This window comes from Stenotrophomonas sp. GD04024 (assembly GCF_029837545.1).
Taxonomy (GTDB): Bacteria; Pseudomonadota; Gammaproteobacteria; order Xanthomonadales; family Xanthomonadaceae; genus Stenotrophomonas; species Stenotrophomonas forensis.
On sequence record NZ_JAOEDV010000014.1, the window covers coordinates 33,737 to 55,514 of the forward strand.

At 67.1% G+C, this 21,778-nt stretch carries 22 protein-coding genes; 18 read left to right on the forward strand and 4 right to left on the reverse strand.

Annotation, left to right across the window (positions count from 1 at the left end):
- Window positions 1-32 precede the first annotated feature (32 nt).
- From N7590_RS06900 to N7590_RS06950, 11 genes are all read left to right on the forward strand, one after another.
- Window positions 33-3,788, forward strand: coding sequence for a nitrate reductase subunit alpha (locus N7590_RS06900; RefSeq protein WP_279935260.1), 3,756 nt, complete (start codon window positions 33-35; stop codon window positions 3,786-3,788).
- Window positions 3,788-5,332, forward strand: a complete 1,545-nt coding sequence (gene narH / locus N7590_RS06905; RefSeq protein ID WP_164241175.1) for a nitrate reductase subunit beta — start codon at window positions 3,788-3,790, stop codon at window positions 5,330-5,332. Before N7590_RS06900 ends, narH begins: the two co-directional genes overlap by 1 nt.
- Window positions 5,332-6,012: a nitrate reductase molybdenum cofactor assembly chaperone gene (gene narJ / locus N7590_RS06910; protein ID WP_040007589.1), complete on the forward strand. Its 681-nt coding sequence runs from the start codon at window positions 5,332-5,334 to the stop codon at window positions 6,010-6,012. The genes narH and narJ overlap by 1 nt, the downstream gene beginning before the upstream one ends.
- Window positions 6,009-6,716: a respiratory nitrate reductase subunit gamma gene (gene narI, locus N7590_RS06915; RefSeq protein ID WP_006449390.1), complete on the forward strand. Its 708-nt coding sequence runs from the start codon at window positions 6,009-6,011 to the stop codon at window positions 6,714-6,716. The genes narJ and narI overlap by 4 nt, the downstream gene beginning before the upstream one ends.
- Window positions 6,717-6,719: 3 nt before the next feature.
- On the forward strand, window positions 6,720-7,619 hold the full coding sequence (locus tag N7590_RS06920) for a peptidylprolyl isomerase (protein WP_164241174.1): 900 nt from the start codon (window positions 6,720-6,722) through the stop codon (window positions 7,617-7,619).
- Window positions 7,620-7,642: 23 nt separating this feature from the next.
- Window positions 7,643-8,971 (forward strand): nitrate/nitrite transporter, encoded by a 1,329-nt coding sequence (locus N7590_RS06925; RefSeq protein ID WP_164241173.1) that lies wholly within the window; start codon window positions 7,643-7,645, stop codon window positions 8,969-8,971.
- A 122-nt stretch (window positions 8,972-9,093) separates the two neighbouring features.
- Window positions 9,094-10,308, forward strand: a complete 1,215-nt coding sequence (locus N7590_RS06930) for a coproporphyrinogen III oxidase (protein WP_279935262.1) — start codon at window positions 9,094-9,096, stop codon at window positions 10,306-10,308.
- 11 nt (window positions 10,309-10,319) lie between these two features.
- Window positions 10,320-11,096 (forward strand): helix-turn-helix domain-containing protein, encoded by a 777-nt coding sequence (locus N7590_RS06935; protein WP_008265167.1) that lies wholly within the window; start codon window positions 10,320-10,322, stop codon window positions 11,094-11,096.
- Window positions 11,097-11,115: 19 nt separating this feature from the next.
- The gene (gene modA, locus N7590_RS06940; protein ID WP_164241171.1) at window positions 11,116-11,859 is read left to right on the forward strand and encodes a molybdate ABC transporter substrate-binding protein; all 744 of its coding nucleotides are present in this window, start codon (window positions 11,116-11,118) and stop codon (window positions 11,857-11,859) included.
- A 3-nt stretch (window positions 11,860-11,862) separates the two neighbouring features.
- Window positions 11,863-12,546: a molybdate ABC transporter permease subunit gene (gene modB, locus N7590_RS06945; protein WP_006449309.1), complete on the forward strand. Its 684-nt coding sequence runs from the start codon at window positions 11,863-11,865 to the stop codon at window positions 12,544-12,546.
- Entirely contained in the window at window positions 12,536-13,204 is a 669-nt protein-coding gene (locus N7590_RS06950; protein ID WP_164241170.1) for an ATP-binding cassette domain-containing protein, read from the forward strand. The genes modB and N7590_RS06950 overlap by 11 nt, the downstream gene beginning before the upstream one ends.
- A gap of 182 nt (window positions 13,205-13,386) precedes the next feature.
- Here the strand turns inward: N7590_RS06950 and N7590_RS06955 are convergent, their stop codons facing one another.
- From N7590_RS06955 to N7590_RS06970, 4 genes are all read right to left on the reverse strand, one after another.
- The gene (locus N7590_RS06955) at window positions 13,387-14,916 is read right to left on the reverse strand and encodes a sulfite reductase flavoprotein subunit alpha (protein ID WP_164241169.1); all 1,530 of its coding nucleotides are present in this window, start codon (window positions 14,914-14,916) and stop codon (window positions 13,387-13,389) included.
- Window positions 14,913-15,341: a PAS sensor domain-containing protein gene (locus tag N7590_RS06960; protein ID WP_053512135.1), complete on the reverse strand. Its 429-nt coding sequence runs from the start codon at window positions 15,339-15,341 to the stop codon at window positions 14,913-14,915. Before N7590_RS06960 ends, N7590_RS06955 begins: the two co-directional genes overlap by 4 nt.
- Window positions 15,342-15,526: 185 nt before the next feature.
- The gene (locus tag N7590_RS06965; RefSeq protein ID WP_005409898.1) at window positions 15,527-15,841 is read right to left on the reverse strand and encodes an AzlD family protein; all 315 of its coding nucleotides are present in this window, start codon (window positions 15,839-15,841) and stop codon (window positions 15,527-15,529) included.
- Complete coding sequence (locus N7590_RS06970; protein ID WP_164087383.1) at window positions 15,838-16,572, reverse strand: AzlC family ABC transporter permease; 735 nt, start codon at window positions 16,570-16,572, stop codon at window positions 15,838-15,840. Before N7590_RS06970 ends, N7590_RS06965 begins: the two co-directional genes overlap by 4 nt.
- Window positions 16,573-16,698: 126 nt before the next feature.
- On the opposite strand from N7590_RS06970, the gene N7590_RS06975 reads away from it, so the two are divergent.
- The 7 genes from N7590_RS06975 (at window position 16,699) to gspG (ending at window position 21,772) form a co-directional block, all read left to right on the forward strand.
- Window positions 16,699-17,163: an Lrp/AsnC family transcriptional regulator gene (locus N7590_RS06975; RefSeq protein ID WP_008265929.1), complete on the forward strand. Its 465-nt coding sequence runs from the start codon at window positions 16,699-16,701 to the stop codon at window positions 17,161-17,163.
- A gap of 522 nt (window positions 17,164-17,685) precedes the next feature.
- Window positions 17,686-18,366: a TonB C-terminal domain-containing protein gene (locus N7590_RS06980; RefSeq protein ID WP_164241168.1), complete on the forward strand. Its 681-nt coding sequence runs from the start codon at window positions 17,686-17,688 to the stop codon at window positions 18,364-18,366.
- Between the two features lie 16 nt (window positions 18,367-18,382).
- A complete protein-coding gene (locus N7590_RS06985) occupies window positions 18,383-18,913 on the forward strand; it encodes a sigma-70 family RNA polymerase sigma factor (RefSeq protein WP_006449274.1) in 531 nt (176 codons plus the stop codon).
- 69 nt (window positions 18,914-18,982) lie between these two features.
- Window positions 18,983-19,963: a DUF4880 domain-containing protein gene (locus N7590_RS06990; RefSeq protein WP_164241167.1), complete on the forward strand. Its 981-nt coding sequence runs from the start codon at window positions 18,983-18,985 to the stop codon at window positions 19,961-19,963.
- A 58-nt stretch (window positions 19,964-20,021) separates the two neighbouring features.
- Window positions 20,022-20,573, forward strand: a complete 552-nt coding sequence (locus tag N7590_RS06995) for a hypothetical protein (protein ID WP_164241166.1) — start codon at window positions 20,022-20,024, stop codon at window positions 20,571-20,573.
- A gap of 119 nt (window positions 20,574-20,692) precedes the next feature.
- On the forward strand, window positions 20,693-21,277 hold the full coding sequence (locus N7590_RS07000) for a hypothetical protein (protein WP_239544197.1): 585 nt from the start codon (window positions 20,693-20,695) through the stop codon (window positions 21,275-21,277).
- A 57-nt stretch (window positions 21,278-21,334) separates the two neighbouring features.
- Window positions 21,335-21,772 (forward strand): type II secretion system major pseudopilin GspG, encoded by a 438-nt coding sequence (gene gspG / locus N7590_RS07005; RefSeq protein WP_164241165.1) that lies wholly within the window; start codon window positions 21,335-21,337, stop codon window positions 21,770-21,772.
- Window positions 21,773-21,778 lie beyond the last annotated feature (6 nt).

Consider the following 21,778-nt stretch of genomic DNA (forward strand, 5'->3'; position numbering starts at 1 on the left):
ACGTTGCAGATGTCCGCAAAGGGAGACCCCCGATGAGTTATTTCCTTGATCGCTTGCAGTTCTTCAAGCGTGACCCCCAGTCTTTTGCCGATGGCCATGGATTTGCCAAGAGCGAGGGCCGCGACTGGGAAAACAGTTACCGCGCCCGCTGGCAGTACGACAAGGTCGTGCGCTCCACCCACGGCGTCAACTGCACCGGCTCGTGCAGCTGGAAGATCTACGTCAAGAACGGCCTGGTCACCTGGGAAACCCAGCAGACCGACTACCCGCGTACCCGCCCGGACCTGCCCAACCATGAACCGCGTGGCTGCCCGCGTGGCGCCAGCTATTCCTGGTACCTGTACAGCGCCAACCGGCTGAAGTACCCGCTGATCCGCGGCACGCTGCTGCGCCTGTGGCGCGAAGCGCGCAAGAGCAAGGACCCGGTCGATGCCTGGGCCAGCATTGTCGAGGACAAGGAAAAGACGCGTTCGTACAAGAGCCGCCGCGGCATGGGCGGCTTCGTGCGCCTGCAGTGGGAAGAGGCCAACGAGATCATTGCGGCCTCCAACCTGTACACGGTGAAGCAGTACGGCCCGGACCGCGTGGTCGGCTTCTCGCCGATTCCGGCGATGTCGATGGTGTCCTACGCGGCCGGCGCACGCTACCTGTCGTTGCTGGGCGGCGCCTGCCTGTCCTTCTACGACTGGTACTGCGATCTGCCGCCGGCCTCGCCGCAGATCTGGGGCGAGCAGACCGACGTGCCCGAATCGGCGGACTGGTACAACAGCCGCTACATCATCGCCTGGGGCTCGAACGTGCCGCAGACGCGCACGCCCGACGCGCATTTCTTCACCGAGGCGCGCTACAACGGCACCAAGACGGTGGCGATCTGCCCGGACTATTCCGAGCTGGCCAAGCTGACCGACCACTGGCTGCACCCCAAGCAGGGCACCGACGCGGCGCTGGCCTTTGCGTTCGGCCACGTGATCCTGCGCGAGTTCCATGTCGATTCGCCTTCGCAGTACTTCCAGGACTACTGCCGCCAGTACTCGGACATGCCGATGCTGGTGCGCCTGGAGCGTCGCGATGATGGCCGGCTGGTCCCGGGCCGCTTCCTGCGCGCCAGTGAACTCGGCGGGCTGGGCGAAGCGAACAACCCCGACTGGAAGACCCTGGCCTATGACGAAAGCAGTGGCCAGATCGTGGTGCCGAACGGCTCGATCGGCTTCCGCTGGGGTGAAAAGGGCAAGTGGAACATCGAGGAGAAGGCCAGCAACGGCGCCGATACGCGCCTGCGCCTGAGCCTGGCCGAGGGCCATGAAGGCATCGAAGCGGTCAGCTTCCCGTACTTCGGTGGCATCGAGACCGACGGCTGGACCGCGGCGCCGGCCGACGAGGTACTTGAGCGCAACATCCCGGTGCGTCGCCTGGCCCTGGCCGACGGCGGCGACACCCTGGTGGCCACGGTCTACGACCTGCTGCTGGCCCAGTACGGCGTGGACCGTGGCTTCGGCGGCGGCAACGTGGCGCGCAGTTTCGACGACATGGTGCCGGGTACCCCGGCCTGGCAGGAGCGTATCACCGGCGTGTCGCGTGCGGAAGTGATCGAGATCGCCCGCGAATTCGCGCGTACCGCCGACAAGACCCATGGCCGCTCGATGATCATCGTCGGCGCCGGCATGAACCACTGGTTCCACAACGACATGAACTACCGCGGCCTGATCAACATGCTGATCATGTGCGGCTGCGTGGGCCAGACCGGTGGCGGCTGGGCGCATTACGTGGGCCAGGAAAAGCTGCGCCCGCAGACCGGCTGGCAGCCGCTGGCGTTCGGCCTGGACTGGAGCCGCCCACCGCGGCACATGAACGGCACCTCGTACTTCTACTTCAACACCGGGCAGTGGCGTTACGAGAAGCTGCAGGTGGACGAGCTGCTCTCGCCGCTGGCCGATGCCAGCAAGTACAGCGGCAGCCTGGCCGATCTGAACCTGCGCGCCGTGCGCATGGGCTGGTTGCCGTGCGCGCCGCAGCTGGACCGCAATCCGCTGCAGCTGGTGCGCGAGGCGGAAGCGGCCGGCGTGGCCCCGGCCGACTATGCGCTGGGCAAGTTCAAGGATGGCTCGCTGGACTTCGCCTTCGCCGACCCGGATGCGCAGCAGAACCATCCGCGCATGATGTTCATCTGGCGCTCGAACCTGCTCGGTTCTTCGGGCAAGGGCCACGAGTACATGCTGCGGCATCTGCTCGGCACGCGCCATGGCCTGCAGGGCAAGGACCTGGGCGAGATGGGCGCGATCAAGCCGGAGGAAGTGAAGTGGCGTGACGAGGCACCCGAAGGCAAGCTGGACCTGCTGGTCACGCTCGACTTCCGCATGTGCACCACGGCGCTGTACTCGGACATCGTGCTGCCGACCGCAACCTGGTACGAGAAGGACGATCTCAATACCTCGGACATGCACCCGTTCATCCATCCGCTGTCCAAGGCGGTGGATCCGGCGTGGGAATCGCGCAGTGACTGGGAGATCTTCAAGGAGGTCGCCCGCACCGTGAGCGAGATGGCGCCGGGCGTGCTGGGCGTGGAAAAGGACCTGGTGCTGGTGCCGACCCTGCATGACACGCCCAATGAACTGGGCATGCCGTTCGGCGTGGCCGACTGGAAGAAGGGCGAGTGCGAGGCCATCCCGGGCCAGACCATGCCGTCGATGACGGTGGTGGAGCGCGACTACCCGAACCTGTACCGCAAGTTCACCTCGCTGGGCCCGCTGCTGGACAAGCTGGGCAACGGCGGCAAGGGCATGAGCTGGGACACCAGGCACGAGGTCGAATTCCTCGGCAAGCTCAACCATACCGTGCACGACGAGGGTGTCAGCCACGGCCGCCCGGCCATCTCGACCGCGATCGACGCGGCCGAAGTGATCCTGCACCTGGCGCCGGAAACCAATGGCCACGTGGCAGTGAAGGCCTGGGAGTCGCTGGGTACCTTCACCGGCCGTGAGCATACCCACCTGGCGGTGGGCAAGGAGCACGAGGCGATCCGCTTCCGTGACATCCAGGCGCAGCCGCGCAAGATCATCTCCTCGCCGATCTGGTCGGGGCTGGAAGACGACAACGTCAGCTACAACGCCGGCTATACCAACGTGCACGAGCTGATTCCGTGGCGCACGGTGACCGGTCGCCAGCAGTTCTACCAGGACCACGAGTGGATGATCGACTTCGGCGAAGCCTTCATGGGCTACCGGCCGCCGGTCAACACGCGCACGGTGGAGCCGCTGCTGAACCGGCGCCCGAACGGCAACAAGGAGATCGTGCTGAACTGGATCACCCCGCACCAGAAGTGGGGCATCCACAGCACCTACAGCGACAACCTGATCATGCAGACGCTGTCGCGCGGTGGCCCGATCGTGTGGTTGAGCGAGGATGACGCGCGCAGCGCCGGCATCGTCGACAACGACTGGATCGAACTGTTCAACGTCAACGGTGCGATCGCCGCGCGTGCGGTGGTCAGCCAGCGCGTGATGCCGGGCATGGCGATGATGTACCACGCCCAGGAACGCATCATCAATGTGCCGGGTTCGGAGATTTCCGGTACCCGCGGCGGCATCCACAACTCGGTGACCCGCATCGTGCTCAAGCCGACCCACATGATTGGTGGCTACGCGCAGCTGGCCTATGGCTTCAACTACTACGGTACCTGCGGTACCAACCGCGACGAGTTCGTGATCGTACGCAAGATGGACAAGATCGATTGGTTGGACGATGAGCAGCCCGCTGGTGCTTCAGCATCGGCCAGCAAGGAGGTGGTGTGATGAAGGTCCGTGCACAGATCGCGATGGTGCTGAACCTGGACAAGTGCATCGGCTGCCATACCTGCTCGATCACCTGCAAGAACGTCTGGACCTCGCGCGAGGGCGTCGAGTACGCCTGGTTCAACAACGTGGAAACCAAGCCGGGCATCGGCTACCCGAAGGAATGGGAGAACCAGGACAAGTGGAACGGCGGCTGGGTGCGCACCCGCGCCGGCAAGCTGGTGCCGCGTGCCGGCGGCCGTTGGCGGATGCTGGCCAAGATTTTCGCCAACCCGGACCTGCCGCAGATCGACGACTACTACGAGCCGTTCGACTTCGACTACCAGAACCTGCACACCGCCAAGGACAGCCAGCACCAGCCCACCGCGCGGCCACGCTCGCTGATCAGCGGCGAACGCATGCAGAAGATCGAGTGGGGCCCGAACTGGGAGGAAATCCTCGGTTCGGAGTTCAGCAAGCGCTCGCGTGACTACAACTTCGACCAGGTGCAGAAGGAAATCTACGGCGCCTTCGAGAAGACCTTCATGATGTACCTGCCGCGCCTGTGCGAGCACTGCCTGAACCCGGCGTGCGTATCGGCGTGCCCGTCTGGCGCGATCTACAAGCGCGAGGAAGACGGCATCGTGCTGATCGACCAGGACAAGTGCCGTGGCTGGCGCATGTGCGTGTCGGCCTGTCCGTACAAGAAGATCTATTACAACTGGAAGAGCGGCAAGTCGGAGAAGTGCATCTTCTGCTACCCGCGCATCGAGATGGGCGAGCCGACCGTGTGCTCGGAGACCTGCGTGGGTCGCATCCGCTACCTGGGCGTGATGCTGTACGACGCCGACCGCATTGCCGAGGCTGCCTCGGTGGCGGCCGAGAAGGACCTGTACCAGGCCCACCTGGACATCTTCCTGGACCCGAACGATCCGGCGGTGATCGCTGCCGCGCGCAAGGAGGGCATCCCGGACAGCTGGCTGGACGCGGCCAAGCAGTCGCCGGTCTACAAGCTGGCCATCGACTGGAAGCTGGCGCTGCCGCTGCACCCGGAGTACCGCACGCTGCCGATGGTCTGGTACGTGCCGCCGCTTTCGCCGATCCAGTCGGCGGCCGAGCGTGGCCGGGTGGGAATGAGCGGCGAACTGCCGGACGTGGCCTCGCTGCGTATCCCGATGCGTTACCTGGCGAACCTGCTGACCGCCGGTGACGAAGCGCCGGTGGTGCGCGCGCTGGAGCGGCTGATGGCGATGCGTGCCTGGCGCCGGGCCAAGAACGTGGACGGCATAGAAGACACCGCGGTGCTGGAGCAGACCGGCCTGAGCATTGCCCAGGTGGAAGAGATGTACCGCTACCTGGCCATCGCCAACTACGAGGACCGTTTCGTGATTCCGACCGGCCACCGCGAATATGCCAACGATGCCTTCGGCGAGCGCGGCGGCTGCGGCTTCACCTTTGGCAACGGCTGCAACGGTGACAGCCCGGCCGACCTGTTTGGCCAGCGCAGCACCAGCACGTTCGTGGTGGACAAGGGGCCCAACCACCGTCGCAAGGAGGTGGTGTGATGAGCGTGCTCAAGCTGGTCGGGGTGCTGCTGGACTACCCCCGTGAGGAACTGTGGCAGCACGGCGAGGAACTACTCGCCGCCTGCGACGACCCGGCGCTGAACGCCGCCCGCCGCCAGCAGCTGCGCAGCTTCGTGCAGCAGCTGCTGGGCACCGATGCGCTGGATGCGCAGGCCGCGTGGCTGGCCAGTTTCGACCGTGGTCGTTCGATGAGCCTGCTGCTGTTCGAACACATCCATGGCGAATCGCGTGATCGCGGCCAGGCCATGGTCGATCTGGTCGAGACGTACCGCCGCAATGGCTTCGAGCTGGATGCTCGCGAGCTGCCGGACTACCTGCCGCTGCTGCTGGAGTTCCTGGCCCATCGGCCCGGCAGCGAGGCCCGTGAGTGGCTGCACCACATCGGCCACATCGCCGGGATGCTGGCTGCGCGCGCCGCCGAGCGCGAGCTGCCGCATCGGGTGCTGTTCGAGATCCTGGTCGAAGCCGGCGACGGCAAGGCCGATCTGCAGGCGCTGCGCCAACGTGCCAGTGAAGAAGTCCGCGACGATACCGCCGAGGCCATGGACCGCTTGTGGGAGGAAGAGGCGGTGCGCTTCGGCGCCGAAGCCCCTGCCGAAGACTGCAAGCCGCCCGTGCGTTCGCCGGCCCGTCCTTCGCATCGAGAGGTCCAGCCATGAGTTACTCCCTGCATCAATTCGCCTTCCAGTACTACCCGTACATCGCCGTGGCGGTGCTGCTGATCGGCAGCTGGGCCCGCTATGACAAGGCCATGTACACCTGGCGCACCGGCTCCAGCCAGATGCTGTCGGACAAGGGCATGCGGATCGGCAGCAACTGCTTCCACATCGGCATTCTGGCCATCCTTGGTGGGCATCTGGTCGGCCTGCTGACCCCGCATGCGGTGTACGAGCACTTCATCACCTCCTCGCAGAAGCAGATGCTGGCGATGGTGGTGGGTGGTGTGTTCGGCGCGCTGTGCTTCATCGGCATCAGCATCCTGCTGGTACGCCGCCTGTTCAATGCGCGCGTGCGTGCCACCGGCAGTTTCGGCGACACCCTGGTGCTGGTGCTGCTGTTCGCCCAGCTGTGCCTGGGCCTGTACAGCATCCGCATCTCGGCCGGCCACCTGGACGGCGGGGTGATGGTGCAGCTGGCCGAATGGGCCCAGCACATCGTGACCTTCCGTGCCGGTGCCGCCGACTACATTGAAGGCGTCAGCTGGGTCTACAAGATGCACATCTTCCTGGGCCTGACCCTGTTCCTGATCGCTCCGTTCACCCGCCTGGTGCACGTGTGGAGCATCCCGATCAGCTACCTGTGGCGGCCCTACCAGGTGGTGCGCCGGCGCCAGGCCACGCTGCGCTACGGGCCGCGGGAGTAAGCCATGGGCAGCCTGCCGAAATTCCTGCCGATCACTGTGATCGACTCCGCCGCACCGGTGCCTGCCGAGGCGCATTCGCACCACCACGATGCGGCGGAGCAGGGGCCGCGTTCGCTCGGGCAGCCGGCACCGTGCCGGCTGTTCGTGGACGACATTGCCATCAGCGAGGCCGAGATCGCCCGCGAGATGCAGCACCATCGGGCGATGCGCCCGGAACAGTCACGCGCCGAGGCAGCGCGTGCACTGGTGGTGCGCGAGCTGTTGCGCCTGGAGGCGCAGCGGCTGGGGCTGCAGGCGCCCGAGGGTGGGCGGGTCAGCGATGAAGAAGTGCTGATCCAGCAACTGCTGGAAGATGCGATCGAGGACCGTGTACCCACCGACGAGGACTGCCGCCGTTACTTCGAGCAGAACCCGGAGCGCTTCCGCTCGCCCGATCGCGTGCGCCTGCGCCATATCCTGCTGGCGGCACCGGCCGATGACGTGGCCGGGCGGTTTGCCGCACGCACCGAGGGTGAGCGCCTGGTGGGGCTGCTGAAGGAATCGCCGCACCTGTTCGCCGATTTCGCCCTGCGCCATTCGCGTTGCCCCTCCAGCAGCGAGGGCGGTGACCTCGGCTGGCTGCAGCGGGGCCAGACCACGCCGGAGTTCGATCGCCAGGTGTTCCGCCTGCGCGAAGGCCTGGCCGGCTTCCCGGTGGAATCGCGCTGGGGCTACCACGTGGTCTGCATCGACGCCCGTGAAGAAGGCCAGCCGCAGCCGTTCGAGGTGGTGCTGCCGCAGCTGCGTGAGTACCTGGAACTGCAGGTGCGCCAGCGCGAAGTGCAGGCCTACCTGCTGCAGCTGCAGGAACGCTATCCGGTGCGCGGGCTGGAAGAGATCGAAGCTGAAGCGGATATCGGCTGACCCATCGTGAACGAGGAGACTCCATGAACCAGGCTCTTGCCCCCGCCAGTGCCGGGCAGCAGCGTGCGCTGTGGCTGAGCACTTTCGCTTTTACCGTGTGTTTCGCCGTGTGGATGATCTTCTCGATCATCGGCATCCAGATCAGCCAGCAGCTCGGGCTGAACGACACCGAGTTCGGCCTGCTGATCGCCACGCCGGTGCTGACCGGTTCGGTCAGCCGCGTGTTCCTTGGCATCTGGTCCGACCAGTTCGGTGGCCGCAAGGTGATGGTGCTGGTGATGCTGTGTGGCGCCGTGGCCACCTGGATGCTGACCTATGCGCAGACCTACACCCAGTTCCTGTTCGCCGCGTTGTGCGTGGGCATTGCCGGTGGCAACTTCTCGGTAGGCGTGGCCTACGTATCGAAGTTCTTCCCGGCCAGCAAGCAGGGCACCGCGCTGGGTATCTTCGGTGCCGGCAACATCGGTTCGGCGGTGACCAAGCTGCTGGCGCCGCTGGTGATGGTGGCCGCCGGCTGGACCATGGTGGCCAAGGTCTGGGCAGTGGCACTGGCCGTCACTGCCGTGTTGTTCTTCCTCTTCAGCAAGGAAGACCCGTCGCTGGAACAGCGCCGCCGCGAAGGCGTGAAGCCGGTGCCGTTCGCCGAGCAAATGGCACCGCTGAAGAACCTGCAGGTGTGGCGGTTCTCGCTGTACTACTTCTTCGTGTTCGGCGGCTTCGTGGCGCTGGCGTTGTGGCTGCCGCACTACCTGGTGGGCGCCTATGGCATGGACGTGGGCACCGCCGGCATGCTGGCGGCGTGCTACTCGATCCCGGCCAGCCTGTTCCGCGTGGTCGGTGGCTGGATGTCGGACAGGATGGGCGCGCGCCGGGTGATGTACTGGACCTTCGGCGTCTCGGCCATCTGCACCTTCCTGCTGGCCTACCCGGACACCGAGTACGTGGTGAAGGGCATCCACGGCCCGATCCACTTCCACCTGGCCATCGGCGTGGTGCTGTTCACCGTGCTGGTGTTCGTGCTGGGCTTCTTCATGTCGCTGGGAAAGGCCGCGGTCTACAAGCACATCCCGGTGTACTACCCGGAGCGCGTCGGCGCGGTGGGTGGTGTGGTCGGCATGATCGGCGGCCTCGGCGGCTTCATCCTGCCGATCGTGTTCGGTGCGCTGAACGACGCGCTGGGCATCTGGAGCAGCTGCTTCATGCTGCTGTTCGTGCTGGTGGCCGCTGCACTGGCCTGGATGCATTTCGCCATCCGTCGCATGGAGCGCCGCCACTTCCCGCAGATCGACCGCGAGACCGATCTGCCCGAAGCCATCGATGCCGCCGCGGCCGATCGTGCGCGCGGCAGGTGAACGGGGTTGCCGGCCAGCGGGTGAAAGGGTAGTGCCGGCCGCTGGCCGGCATGAATCCACCGATGCGCCGCGCTTGATTTCAATCAGGGCAACGCGAGGAGGGACGCCCGAAGATGTCTGCCATGAGCTTCCACGTCGACCAGAGTGAGGACACTGCGCTGCAGGCGGCATTGCTGCGGCAACCCCGGCATGTGCTGTTCCCGCCGGCTGACCAGTTCAGCACCGGCTTTGGGGAGAGCGGTTGGCGCGCCGCGGTGCGCGCCAGCAACGAGCACCTGATCCCGCGCGGGCTGACCCTGGGCTTCCAGGCCGGGCGCGGCGGGCGCGATGTGCCGCCGCAGGCCTATCTGGAGACACTGCTGCAGGCGCTGCGATTGCAGGCCGATGCACTGGCCGAGGACCGCGAGGTGGTGGCCATGGTCCTGCAGCTGGGACTGGCTGAAACGCTGCCACCGCCGCAACTCGGCCAGCTGCTGGACGCGGTGCCGCAGCACCTGCGCACCGTGGCGCGACCCCAGGTAGAGGTGCGGCTGGATGCTGGCAGCACGCTGTCACCGGCACAACTGCGTGCGGTGGGGTGTACCCGCCTGAATGTGATCGACCGCGCCGATGCACCAGGACCCACCCTGCTGGCGCAGGCACGACAGGTGGGCTTCACCGCGCGCTACTACCAGTTGCGGGTGCCAGCCAGCGAGGATGCAGGCTTCATCGAACGCCTGCATGAGGTGCTGGCCGAAGCGCCCGAGCGCGTGCTGCTGCCGGCACCGTGCGCGTTACCGCAGCACCCGTCCGCCGCGAACTGGCTGCAGGCCTGGCGCCTGCTGCGTGCAGCGGGTTACGAGGCAAACGGGGGCGATCACTATCAACGCGGTGACCTGCCGAACCCGCACGGGCCTGGCGATGGCCAGCGCCACTGCGACCTGGCCGGGGTGCCGCGGCGTGACCGCAGTGATTTCATCGGCCTCGGCCTGTCTGCCTGCAGCCAGATCGGCGAGGTGTTCTATCGGCTGGAGGACCAATGGGATCAATGGCGCGCTCGGCTGCAGGCCGGGCACATCGGCGTGTCCGCCGGCCTGATCCTGTCTGAAGACGAGCGGCTGGCGGCCGAGGTGGCGCAGAGCATTGCCTGCGACCACGCCCTTGATGCCGCCGCCTTCGAATGGCGCAACGAAGAACCGTTCGAGGAGTGCTTCGCCGGACAGCTGCCGGCGCTGTCGCCACTGCTCGCTCGCGGCTGGGCGCAGTGGGACGCACGCGTGCTGCGCCTGGCCGAAGAAGGTCGCCTGCTGTGGCGTATGATGGCTGCATGCTTCCGGCCGGCGGCCGCCATCGCTTGAGTCTTGCCTCGATGTCTCCGAATCCGCCCTCGCACGGCCGCCTTCGCCAGGCGACACCGAATCCCGCGGCCGCCGACGACGGCGACGCACTGCATTTCTGCAGCACCTGCGCGTTCTCCGATGCCTGCATGTCGCAGGGGTATGACAAGACCGCACTGGGCGACCTGCATGTGCTGGTCGACCATGTCGGTCCGTTCCATGCCGGCGACTACATCTTCCGTGCCGGCGAATCGTTCGATTCGATCGCGGCGGTGCGCGCGGGCATGGTCAAGACCTTCGTCGACGACAGCCAGGGCAATGAACAGGTGCTGGGCTTCAGCCTGCCAGGCGAGGTGATCGGCCTGAACGCGATCCATGGTTCACGCTTCCCCTGCAATGCGGTGGCGCTGGATACCGTGCACCTGTGCCGCATCTCGTTCCCCAAGTTGAGCCTGCTGGCCACGCGCATGCCTGGGCTGCAGGCCAAGCTGTTCAGCCTGCTCAGTGCGGAGATCGGCAAGGTCGCCACGCTGGCGGCCAACCACCGCACCGAGGAGCGCATGGCCGCGTTCCTGCTGGACATGTCCGAACGTTATGCACGGCGCGGCTTCTCCGCCACGCGCTTCAACCTGACCATGGCGCGGACCGAGATCGCCAACTACCTGCGGATGGCGCCGGAAACCGCCAGCCGCGTGCTGCGCCGCCTGAGCGATGATGGGATCATCGCGGTGAAGCAGCGCGAGATCCTGCTGTTGCAGCCCGAGCGCCTGGCGGCGCTGGCGGTGGCTGACGAATCCGATCCGAACTGAACCTGGCCGGGAGCCGACGATGAAACGAGCGGGACTGTTGTTGCTGGGACTGCTGGCCACGGTGCCGGCCTGGGCGGCCGACCTGACGGTGTCGGCGGCATCAAGCCTGACCGAGAGCTTCCGTGAACTGGGCGCCGCCTACGAGAAGGCACACCCGGGAACCAAGGTCGATTTCAACTTCGCCGCCTCGGGCGTGCTGCTGCAGCAGATCAGCCGCGGCGCGCCGGTGGACGTGTTTGCGTCGGCCGATGAAACCACCATGGACCAGGCCCAGCAGCAGGACCTGCTGGCGGCCGGCACGCGCGAGGTGTTCGCCGTGAACGCGCTGTGGGTGGTGTTGCCGCCGCAGGCCACGACCGCGCCGCGCAGTTTGAAGGACCTGGCCGGTACCGGCGTGCAGCGCATTGCGCTGGGCAACCCGGACAGTGTGCCGGTCGGCCGCTATGCCAAGGGCGCGCTGGAAGCGGCGGGCCTGTGGCCGTCGGTGCAGGGCAAGACCATCACCACGCAGAACGTGCGCCAGTCGCTGGATTACGTGGCGCGCGGTGAAGTGGACGCTGGTTTCGTCTATGCCACCGATGCGCAGGCGATGCCGGACCGGGTGCGCCGGGCCTTCGCAGTGCCGGTGTCGGGGCGCATCGCCTATCCGCTGGCGGTGACCAAGGCCAGTGCGCAGCCGGTCGAGGCCAAGCGCTTCACGGCGTTCGTGCGTTCGGCGCAGGGCCAGGCGATCCTGGCCAAGCACGGGTTCGGCAAGCCCTGAGGCATGGATCTCGACTGGAGCGCACTGGGGTTGTCGCTGAAGGTGGCCGGTTGGGCCACCGCGATCAATCTGGTGCTGGGCGTGGCGCTGGGCGCGTTGCTGGCGCGACGGCGCTTTCCGGGCCGTGAGCTGCTGGATTCACTGCTGACCCTGCCGATGGTGCTGCCACCGACGGTACTGGGCTACTACCTGCTGGTGCTGATCGGACGCAATGGCCCGATCGGCGCGTGGCTGCAGTCTTGGTTCGGCATCAACCTGGTGTTCACCTGGCAGGCCGCGGTGATCGCGGCAGCGGTGGCCTCGCTGCCGCTGGTGTTCAAGCCGGCACGCGCGGCGTTCGAGGGTGTTGACGGGCAGCTGGAGCAGGCCGCGCGCACGCTCGGCGTGTCCGAAGCGGCGGTGTTCTTCCGGGTCACGCTGCCGTTGGCCTGGCGCGGCATTCTTGCCGGCCTGCTGCTGGCCTTCGCGCGCGCGATGGGCGAGTTCGGCGCAACGCTGATGGTGGCCGGCAGCATTCCGGGCCGCACGCAGACGCTGTCGATCGCCATCTACGAAGCGGTACAGGCCGGGCAGGATGGCAAGGCCAATGCGCTGGTGATCCTGACCTCGGTGGTGTGCATCGTGATCCTGCTGCTGGCCGCGCGGCTGGTCGGTGGGCGCCGTCGGGAGCTGCGTGATGTGGCTTGACCTGCAGGTGCAACGGCGCCTGCAGGCGGCCGGACAGGATTTCGTGTTGGACGTGTCGCTGCAGTGCACGCAGCGGCAGGTGGTGCTGTTCGGGCCCTCGGGCGCGGGCAAGAGCCTGACATTGAAGGCGGTGGCCGGGCTGCTGCGGCCCGGCCAGGGCCATGTGCGCCTGCAGGGACAGACCCTGTTCGATGCGGCAACCGGCGTGGACCTGCCGCCGCAGCGTCGCCGGCTGGGCTACGTGTTCCAGGACTATGCGCTGTTCCCGCACCTGAGCGTGCGCCAGAACGTGGCGTTCGGGCTGCAGAAGGGCTGGTTGAATCCACGCAGCAGCCAGCGCTTCGAGCCGGTGGAGCAGTGGCTGCACGCCTTCCGCATCGACACGGTGGGTGATCTGCTGCCGTCGCAGATATCCGGCGGCCAGCGCCAGCGCACCGCCCTGGCGCGCGCCCTGGTGACCCAGCCGCAGGCACTGCTGCTGGACGAACCGTTTTCCGCGCTGGACCACGACCTGCGCCAGCATCTGCGCCAGGAACTGGAAACGGTGCTGGACAAGACCGGCATCCCGTTGCTGCTGATCAGCCACGACCCGCAGGACGTGGCCGTGTTCGGCCAGCAGGTGGCCCGCGTGGTGGACGGCCGCATCGTCGGCAGTTGACCCGTGATGGTAGTGCCGGGCGCTGGCCGGCAACCACGGAATCCGGCGCAGCCGGCCAGCGGCCGCCGCTACCGTGATGCACAGGCGATGGTTGGTCACCTCTGATGGTAGTGCCGGCCGCTGGCCGGCAACCACGAAATCTGGAGCAGCCGGCCAGCGGCCGGCGCTACCCGACGGACGGATCAATACAGTTCGCAGTGCGTGCGGCCTTCGCCGCGCAGTGCGTCCCAGTGCCCTTCGCCAGCGATGGCATCGATGGCGTCGCGCACCGCGCCTTCCAGGTGGCGCTTGTTACCGCACAGGTACAGGTGGCCGCCACGGGCCAGCACATCGCGCACTTCGCTGGCGCGCTGCTGCAGCACATGCTGCACATAGACCTTGTCGGCCCCATCGCGTGAGAACGCGGTATGCAGGCCAGCCAGCGCGCCGCGCGCGTGCCAGTCCTGCAGCTGCTCGCGGTAGAGGTAATCGTGTTCGCGATGCTTCTCTCCGAACACCAGGTGAACTTCACGTTCGCAGGCGGTCGCCTGCAGCTCCTGCAACAGGCCCATCAACGGCGCGATGCCGGTGCCGGTGCCGACCAGCAACAGCGGTGCTTGCCCGCTATCGGGCAGATGGAAGCCCGGATTGGAGCGGCAGTACACACGGGCGTGGTCGCCGCCATGCAGCAGGCTGCCGGTGGCGGTGCCAAAGCGCTCGCGGCCGCGCAGGGTGTAGCGCACCTCGCGCACGCACAGGCTGAGCTGGTCATTGCAGGGGTGCGAGGCAATCGAATAGGCACGCGGCAGGCGTGGCGACAGCAGCTCGCGCAGGCGCGCCAGCGGAACACTGTCCGGGGTGGCGTGATCCTGCAGCACATCCAGCAGGTCCAGGCCGTGCAGGTACGCCTCCAGTTCACGCTTCTGGCTGACCTTCAGCAGGCCCTTCAAGGTTTCGCTGCCGCCCAGCCGCGCCAGTTCGCGCAGCACGCTCTTGCCCAGCAGGCGCAGTTCGCGGTCGTGCAGGGTGGCCACAGCGTTGCTGTCGCCGTACCAAGCGGCCAATGCCTGCAGCAGGGTCGGGTCGTTCTCCGGCACCACGTGCAGGGTGTCACCAGCCCGGTAGGCCATGCCGCTGCCGGCAATGTCCAGCTGCAGGTGCCAGGCGGCGGGATCGCTGCTGTTCAAGCGGCGGCGTTCAACGATGCGCGCGGCAAAGGCGTTGTCTTCGCCATAGGCGGTCACCTGCAGGCGCAGGTCCTGGCCGGCGGCGGGGTTTCCGTCCAGCACCTGGCCGAGTACCGGCTGCCATTGCTGGAAGAACTGCTCGTAGCCGAGATCGGCATCCACGCGGTGCAACAGCGGTTGCGCCTGGCGCTCGCTCAGCGCGGCATCCAGCGCCTTGGTGAAGCCACAGAAGCGCGGGTAGCCGGTATCGCCAAGCCCGAATACCGCATAGCGCAGGCCGCTCAGCGTCGGGGTCTGGCGCAGTGTTTCGAAGAACTGCTCGCCGTTGGCCGGCGGTTCTCCGTCACCGAACGAGCTGGAAATCGCCAGCAGCACATCGCCGTGGCCAAGGCTGGCGACGTCGATGTCGTTGAACGCCAGTACCTGCGGCGCGTGTGGCTGCAGGTCCGCGCCCAGGCGCTGGGCCAGGGCGCGGGCATTGCCCGACTCGGACGCGAAGCCCACCAGCAGACGGCTGATGGCGGTGCTGGTGGGGAGGGCGTTCACGCGGCCTCGTAGAAGTCGTCGAACTTTTCCTTGCTGAACTCGACCAGGTCGTAGTTCTGCATCAGATCATTCACCACGCGGCGGATGCTGATGTACGAGGTGATGTTGCCTTCGGCGTCGAACAGCGGCTGCACGGTGGTGTCGACCACGTAGAGCACGCCGCCCTTGCCCAGGTTCGGCACGATGCCGGTCCAGGTCTTGCCGGCCTTGATCGTGTCCCACATGTCCTTGTAGACCGCCTTGGGCACGTCGGGGTGGCGCACGATGCTGTGCGGCTGGCCGATCAGTTCTTCGCGGGCGAAGCCGGTAAGCGTGCAGAACAGGTCGTTGGCGTAGGTGATGTTGCCCTGCAGGTCGGTGGTGGAGATCACCATGACGTTCTGCAGGGCGTTGAGGAGCTGGGCGTTGTCGGGGGTGTAGCTCATCGCAGGGTCCTTGTGGATGCCGGAAACACCGGCGTATTCGGGTCCTGCATAGGAATACGCCCGCGCGGCGGCGGGCGATTTGATATTGGTCAAGTGACGGACGGGATCGGCTGCGACCGGGTGTCGCAGGGAGTTTCCTGTGAAGCCGAGCAAGGGCTCGGCTCTACCCAGGAAGGGCGGGCGCGTCAGCCCATCAGGTAGCGCAGTACACCCGCCGAGACCACGCCGATCAGGACCGTCGGCAGCATCGACAGGCGCGTGGCGGCCAGCAGGGTGATTGCAAGCGCGGCCAGATCGGCCGGCTTGTCGGCAACGAAGTCCGGCGCGATCACCGAGATCAGCACGCAGCCGGGTGCGGCTTCCATCACCGTCACCGCGCGCTTGCTCAAGGTGCGGTTGCGCAGTGCGAGAAAGCCGACGATGCGGGTCAGGTAGGTGGCCGCGGCCATCAGCACGATGGTCAGCACCGAGGTCCAGTGGATCAAGCCATTGAAGATCATGGCGCGTCCTCCGCCAGCAGCCAGGCCGCCGCCAGACCGGCCAGCGCACCACTGGCGACGTACCAGGCACCTGGCACCAGCAGGTAGGTGGTGGCGGCCACCACCAGGCTCACCAGCCAGGGCCGCGCGGCCTTCATGCCTTGCCACATGCCCCGCAGCAGCACCAGGAACACGGCGGGGAACGCCATGTCGAAGCCGTAGGCGTGGATGTCGCCCAGCATCGGGCCGACGATCGCGCCCAGCGCGGTGCAGGCCACCCAGACCGTGTACAGGCCGGCCGAGACGCCCAGGTAGTAGGCCAGGCTGAAGCCGAGGGCGCGGCGGCGTGCGTCGGCCACGCCCATCGCCCAGCTCTCGTCGCACATGAAGAACAGCGCGGGCAGCACCCGGCGGCGCGGAAGGTGCTGCAACAGCGGTGCCAGGCTGGCACCCATCAGCAGGTGGCGGCTGTTGACCAGCGCGGTGATCGCCACGATCAGCGCGATATGCGGCGGCGAGGTCCACAGCTCGACCGCGGCGAATTCCGAGCCGCCGGCAAAGTTGAGGCCGGTCATCAGTGGTACTTCAAGGGCGGTCAGGCCCTTCTGTGCGGCCTGGGCGCCGAGCACCAGGGCGAAGGGAATGAAGCCGATCATCACCGGCACGGCGGCGCGCAGGCCGCGCAGGAATTCGGCACGCGGTGCGGTGTCGCAGGTGGCGTCAGGCAGGGGGAGGGTGGTACGGGCGTCCATGGAACGACACAACTGGGTGGGGTGGCCCATCCTAGCGGTCCAATCACGAAATCGGGTTGCGTTGATGCCATTGAATTAAGGAAGATTGGAATTTCCTGCGGCCATAGCCGAAACGGGTGGAATTTCATGCAGTACCAGCTCGACAATCTTGATCGGCGCATCCTCGACGCCCTGCAAGGGGACGGACGCCTGCAGAACCTGGAGCTGGCCCGTCAGGTGGGCCTCTCGCCGTCGGCCTGCCTGCGCCGGGTGCGGCTGCTGGAGGAAGGCGGTTACATCGACCGCTACGTGGCGCTGCTGAACGAGGCCAAGGTCGGGCGGGGGTTCACCGTATTCGTGCGGGTGTGGCTGCGCGGGCAGGACGAGGACACCACCAATCACTTCATCAACAGCATCAAGTCTTTCCCTGAAGTGCTTGAATGCCATCTGATGGCCGGTGACTGCGACTTCCTGCTGCGGGTGGCGGTGGCCGACCTTGATGCCTATCGGCAATTCCAGATGCAGCACCTGAACCGGATTGCCGGGGTGCAGAACACCAAGACCGAGATTCCGATGCAGCGGATCAAGCAGACCACCCGCCTGCCGCTTTGAGGGCTGGGGGCTGGCCGGGTTGCACCCGGCACCCGCGGTCGTGCCGGCCGCTGGCCGGCAACCCCAGCAGCAACAGCAACAGCAGCGGGCATTCCGTGTGTTGGCGGGGTGGGTCCGGTTGCAGGGGACGCCGTGAACCCGTCCTTGGGGGCTTGGCCGCGGCATCCATGCCGCGGACACCCCTGCAACCGGACCCACCCCGCCTTCGACAGTTCCCCGCGAGGTGCCGGAACGGCACGAGCTGCTCTTGGCAAGTCTCGACCTCAGCTGCTCTTGGCAAGTGTCGACCTCAGCTGCTCTTGGTGGGTGTCGACCTTGGTCGACACGCTTTGGTCGGAACGGGGTCGGACCCCGTTGCTTCACAGCGGGCTCCGCGCGGCCGGGCTCGCCCCCGGCCGTGGGCGCTGGTCATCGCAATGACATGTGGTGCCGGTACGGTTTGAACCCGCTTGCTGGTCGCGCGGGCCGGGGTTCCGGTCGTGCCGCGCGTGCACTGCAGCTGCTGTCGCTGCCGAGGGTCATGTGTTCTACGTCAGGGGGCTGAATGGACACCATGCGGTCAGAACTTGGAGGGTGGCCATCGCCGCGTGGCTGCTGTTGTCCTTCGAGGCCGCTGCACAGGACGGTGTTCATGCCTACGACATCCCGGCGCAGCCGCTGGAGCTGGCCGTCGAGCGCTTCAGTGTCATCAGCGGGTGGTCGGTGATGTACCCGGGTGACCTTGCCGCCGGGCGCAGCAGCCATGCATTGCGTGCCAGCCTGCCGCCGCTGCCTGCGCTGCAGGCGTTGCTGCAGGACACCGGCATCGAGGCCGAGGTGATCGGCGAGCAGCGTGTGGTGCTGCGCCGGGGCGCGCCATCCGTGAATGAAATGACGAGCGGCAGCGAACCTGCCGACGCCGAGCGGCGCCGTCGCTATGGCGACGTGCAGCAGCGCCTGCGCGAGGCGTTCTGTGACGACCCGGGCATCGCGCCGGGCCGCTATGCAGCAACGCTGCGCTTCCGCATAGACAGCGACGGCCAGGTGCACGCGCCCGAGCTGGTATCCGGCACCGGCAATGCAGGCCGCGACGCGCGCCTGCTGCAGGCGCTGGCGCAGCTGGTGCTGGCGCCCGATGCCGCCGCGCTGCCGCAGCCGGTGACGCTGCAGATCCGACCTTCCGGCATCGACCACGACTGTGGCCGGCGCTCGCCCCTTCCATGACTTCAAGGATTCGAACATGAGCAACGGTACGGCTGGGGCAGTTGACCTGATGGACCACCTTCTGGGGGCCTACGACGAGCTGAAGCGGCGCCTGGTGCGCAAGCTGGGCTCGGAGGAGCTGGCAGGCGACGCGCTGCAGGATACCTGGATGCGCCTGAGCGCCCGCCGCGATCGGCTGGACGCGGTGCAGAACCCGGCGGCGTACCTGCTGCGCATGGCGATGAACACCGTGATCGACCGCCAACGTGCCGACCATCGGTTGCTGAGCCTGGATGAGGTGGATGCGCTGATGGACCTGGCCGATCCGGCGCCGGGCCCGGCGCAGGCCGCGGAACTGGACTTCGCGTTGCAGGACATGGTCGCCCTGCTGCAGCGCATGCCCGAGCGCCGCCGCCGCATCCTGCTGGCCATCCGCGTCGATGGCCTGCAGCAGCGGGACGTGGCCGAGCACCTGGGCGTGTCGCTGCGATTGGTGCAGCGCGAACTGAAGGCGGCCCAGGACTACCTGGCCGAGCGCAGCGGGCAGGGGCGCCAGGTGCGGTTCTGAGCGCCGGCATCCGTCTACACTTTGACGCCGAGCAGAACCCCGCAGCGTGCGGGTCCGGCATGAGCCCCCATGGACGCTGACGATCGCCCGCAACGCCCGCTTGATGCCGTCGAGCGTCAGGCGCATGCGTGGGTGGTGCGGCTGACCTCGGGCGAGGCCACCGCCGCCGATGGGCGCAGGTTCCGCGCGTGGTGCGACGCCGATCCCCGCCATCGGGAGGCGTTCGGCCGTGCACGCCGGCAGTGGGACCAGGTGCGGCTGGCGGGCGAACAGCTGCCCGCCGCGGCACGCCAGCCCGTCGCGCCGGGCCGTGCACAGCGATGGAGCCGGCGTGCCTTCCTTGGCGCTGCCATTGCCGCGCCGGCCAGCCTGGTGGTGGTCGCCGCGATCCGCCCGCCGCTGGGCCTGTGGCCGCCGGTCACGGCAATGGCCGCCGATTTCCACACCGGCACCGGCGAGCGCCTGCAGATCACGCCGGTGCCGCAGCTGAAGATCGATCTGGATACGCAGAGCAGCCTGCGCCGTCGCGCCGCAGCCGAAGGTGAGGGCTTTGAACTGGTGCAGGGCCAGGCCGCGATCGAAACCCGGGCCGGCCTGCGCCTGGCGTTGTTTGCCGGGCCAGGCTGTGTGATCGCCGACGAAGGTGCGGTGCGCCTGGACGTGCGCAACACCCACGGCCAGGTGCGGGTCACCTGCCTGCACGGCAGCGCCCGCATCGAGCACCCGCAGGGCCGCCTGCAGTTGCAGGCGGGGCAGCAGACCCGCTACGACGAGCGCCTCAGTGGCGTGGTGGCCGAGGCGGTGGCCGCGGAGGTAAGCGCCTGGACCGAAGGCATGCTGGTGTTCCGTCGCGCGCCGCTGCGTGAGGTGGTGGACGAGATCAACCGCTACCGCCGCGGCAGGATCGTGCTGGGTGAATCGGCGTTGGCGCGTGCGCCGGTCAGCGGCCGCTTCCGCATCGATGATCCGGACGCGGCCCTTGATCAGCTGCGACAGTCGATGTCGCTGGATCTGCGTCGCTTTCCGGGTGGCATCGCCGTCCTTGGTTAGATGATGACGCTGGCCCCGCGCCTCACGCGGGGCCATTGCAAGCAAGGAGAGGCCTGGGGTGCGCAACGAGACCATCGGTGTGCTGGATCTGCGTCGCAATCTGTCGGCGTTGCTGGAAACCACGCAACGACGACCGTTGATGGTGCATCGCTATGGATCACCGTGGGTGTGCGTGGTCTCCGAAGCGCAATGGCAGCAGCAGGCGGTGCTGCTGGAGTTCGATCCGCAATCGCATCCGTTGGCGATGCTGCTGCGCCTGCAGCAGCAGGTACTTCCGCTGCCAGAGGCGGGTGCGCTGGCGCCCGCGGCGATGGCAAGGGCGCTGCTGCTGATGGGCATGTACGCAATCGATGAGCTGGCGCAGCTGCACGACCAGGTGCAGCACCATCGGCTGTGGCACTGGTTCGTCGCTGGCGGCCACGGGGTGATGGAGGGCTGGCAGCTTTCGCCGTTGCGTGTTGCGATGGCGTCATGGCTGGATGACGTGGCGATGACCGATGCGCTGGCGGCCTTCGCGCAACGCAGCGAGGTGGCCGTGCTGGCGCGCCGCTGTGGCGGCGACGCGCCGCGCCTGGAGCGCGAAGCCTGCAGGCGGATGACGCTGCGATGACGCCAATGGGGAAGCGCTACGCAGCGCACAGAGAGGCATTCGCGCTGTCGCTTCATCCGCCCTGCCGACGTCTTCCCTGAGTACGGCGCATCACGCGTCGCAGAGCGCAGGTGATGCCGATGGCAGACAGTCGCAGTGTCACCATGCTGGAACTGGACCGGCACCTGAGCCAGTCGCTGGAGCAGGCACGGCATGCGCCGATGAACGTGCAACGCTATGGACGCTCGTGGGTATGGGTGCTGTCCAGCGATGCGTGGGCGGATGCTGCGCGTTGGGCAGCCCAGGACAGCAGCGCGCATCCGTTGTTGGCCCTGCGCAGGGTGCTTGATGCGCAGTTGCGGCCCTGGCCCGAGACCGCCATGAACCTGCTGCCGTTTGATGCGGGCGATACGCGCGCGCTGCAACGCGCCGCGTTGCTGGTGGTGCTGCGCGATCTGAACAGCGCGCAGCGGGTGTTCGATGACCTGCGCTACCACCAGGTCTATCGCTTGTTCGTTGGCCTTGGTCACGGCACGGCATGGTCGCCGATGCAGTGCGTGCGGCTGCTGCAGGCATGCGCGCAGCCGCTGCTGCGTGCCTGTATCGAAGACACGCTGGGCGAAGTGCCTGCACCAATGCTGGAAGCCGCGTGCGTGCCTGCAATGCGCGCAATGCCACAGCAGGTGCAGGCACTGCGAATAGCAGGCGGATGTTTATCGTACTGACACATGCACCGCTGACCATGGCGCAGCGGTCTCTTCCAGGATGACGGGGGCGGAACAATGGCAAGGCAGGTTCGTGGTCGCTGGGCTCGGCAGCAGGGTTTCAGCCTGATCGAGATCATGGTGGTGGTGGTGATCATCGGCATCCTCGCTGCGTTGATCGTGCCACGCTTGATGGATCGCCCCGACCAGGCGCGTGTGGTGGCGGCGCGGCAGGATATCGCCGCGTTGATGCAGGCATTGAAGCTGTTCAAGCTGGACAATGGACGCTACCCCACCGCCGAGCAGGGGCTGAAGGCACTGGTGACGCCACCGCAGGGCGGCGGTGCAATGCCGGTGACCCCCTATCTGGATCGCCTGCCGGACGACCCGTGGGGCCATCCCTACCAGTACCAGATCCCCGGCACCCACGGCGACATCGATGTGTTCTCGCTGGGCGCGGACAGCAAGCCGGGCGGCGAGGCCGGCAATGCGGACATCGGCTCCTGGCAGCTGTGAGGCCCG

Coding starts and splice junctions, on each gene's coding strand:
- N7590_RS06900 (WP_279935260.1), top strand. CDS start 33: ATGAGTTATTTCCTTGATCGCTTGCAGTTCTTCAAGCGTGACCCCCAG.
- narH (WP_164241175.1), top strand. CDS start 3,788: ATGAAGGTCCGTGCACAGATCGCGATGGTGCTGAACCTGGACAAGTGC.
- narJ (WP_040007589.1), top strand. CDS start 5,332: ATGAGCGTGCTCAAGCTGGTCGGGGTGCTGCTGGACTACCCCCGTGAG.
- narI (WP_006449390.1), top strand. CDS start 6,009: ATGAGTTACTCCCTGCATCAATTCGCCTTCCAGTACTACCCGTACATC.
- N7590_RS06920 (WP_164241174.1), top strand. CDS start 6,720: ATGGGCAGCCTGCCGAAATTCCTGCCGATCACTGTGATCGACTCCGCC.
- N7590_RS06925 (WP_164241173.1), top strand. CDS start 7,643: ATGAACCAGGCTCTTGCCCCCGCCAGTGCCGGGCAGCAGCGTGCGCTG.
- N7590_RS06930 (WP_279935262.1), top strand. CDS start 9,094: ATGAGCTTCCACGTCGACCAGAGTGAGGACACTGCGCTGCAGGCGGCA.
- N7590_RS06935 (WP_008265167.1), top strand. CDS start 10,320: ATGTCTCCGAATCCGCCCTCGCACGGCCGCCTTCGCCAGGCGACACCG.
- modA (WP_164241171.1), top strand. CDS start 11,116: ATGAAACGAGCGGGACTGTTGTTGCTGGGACTGCTGGCCACGGTGCCG.
- modB (WP_006449309.1), top strand. CDS start 11,863: ATGGATCTCGACTGGAGCGCACTGGGGTTGTCGCTGAAGGTGGCCGGT.
- N7590_RS06950 (WP_164241170.1), top strand. CDS start 12,536: ATGTGGCTTGACCTGCAGGTGCAACGGCGCCTGCAGGCGGCCGGACAG.
- N7590_RS06960 (WP_053512135.1), bottom strand. CDS start 15,341: ATGAGCTACACCCCCGACAACGCCCAGCTCCTCAACGCCCTGCAGAAC.
- N7590_RS06965 (WP_005409898.1), bottom strand. CDS start 15,841: ATGATCTTCAATGGCTTGATCCACTGGACCTCGGTGCTGACCATCGTG.
- N7590_RS06970 (WP_164087383.1), bottom strand. CDS start 16,572: ATGGACGCCCGTACCACCCTCCCCCTGCCTGACGCCACCTGCGACACC.
- N7590_RS06975 (WP_008265929.1), top strand. CDS start 16,699: ATGCAGTACCAGCTCGACAATCTTGATCGGCGCATCCTCGACGCCCTG.
- N7590_RS06985 (WP_006449274.1), top strand. CDS start 18,383: ATGAGCAACGGTACGGCTGGGGCAGTTGACCTGATGGACCACCTTCTG.
- N7590_RS06990 (WP_164241167.1), top strand. CDS start 18,983: ATGGACGCTGACGATCGCCCGCAACGCCCGCTTGATGCCGTCGAGCGT.
- N7590_RS07000 (WP_239544197.1), top strand. CDS start 20,693: ATGGCAGACAGTCGCAGTGTCACCATGCTGGAACTGGACCGGCACCTG.
- gspG (WP_164241165.1), top strand. CDS start 21,335: ATGGCAAGGCAGGTTCGTGGTCGCTGGGCTCGGCAGCAGGGTTTCAGC.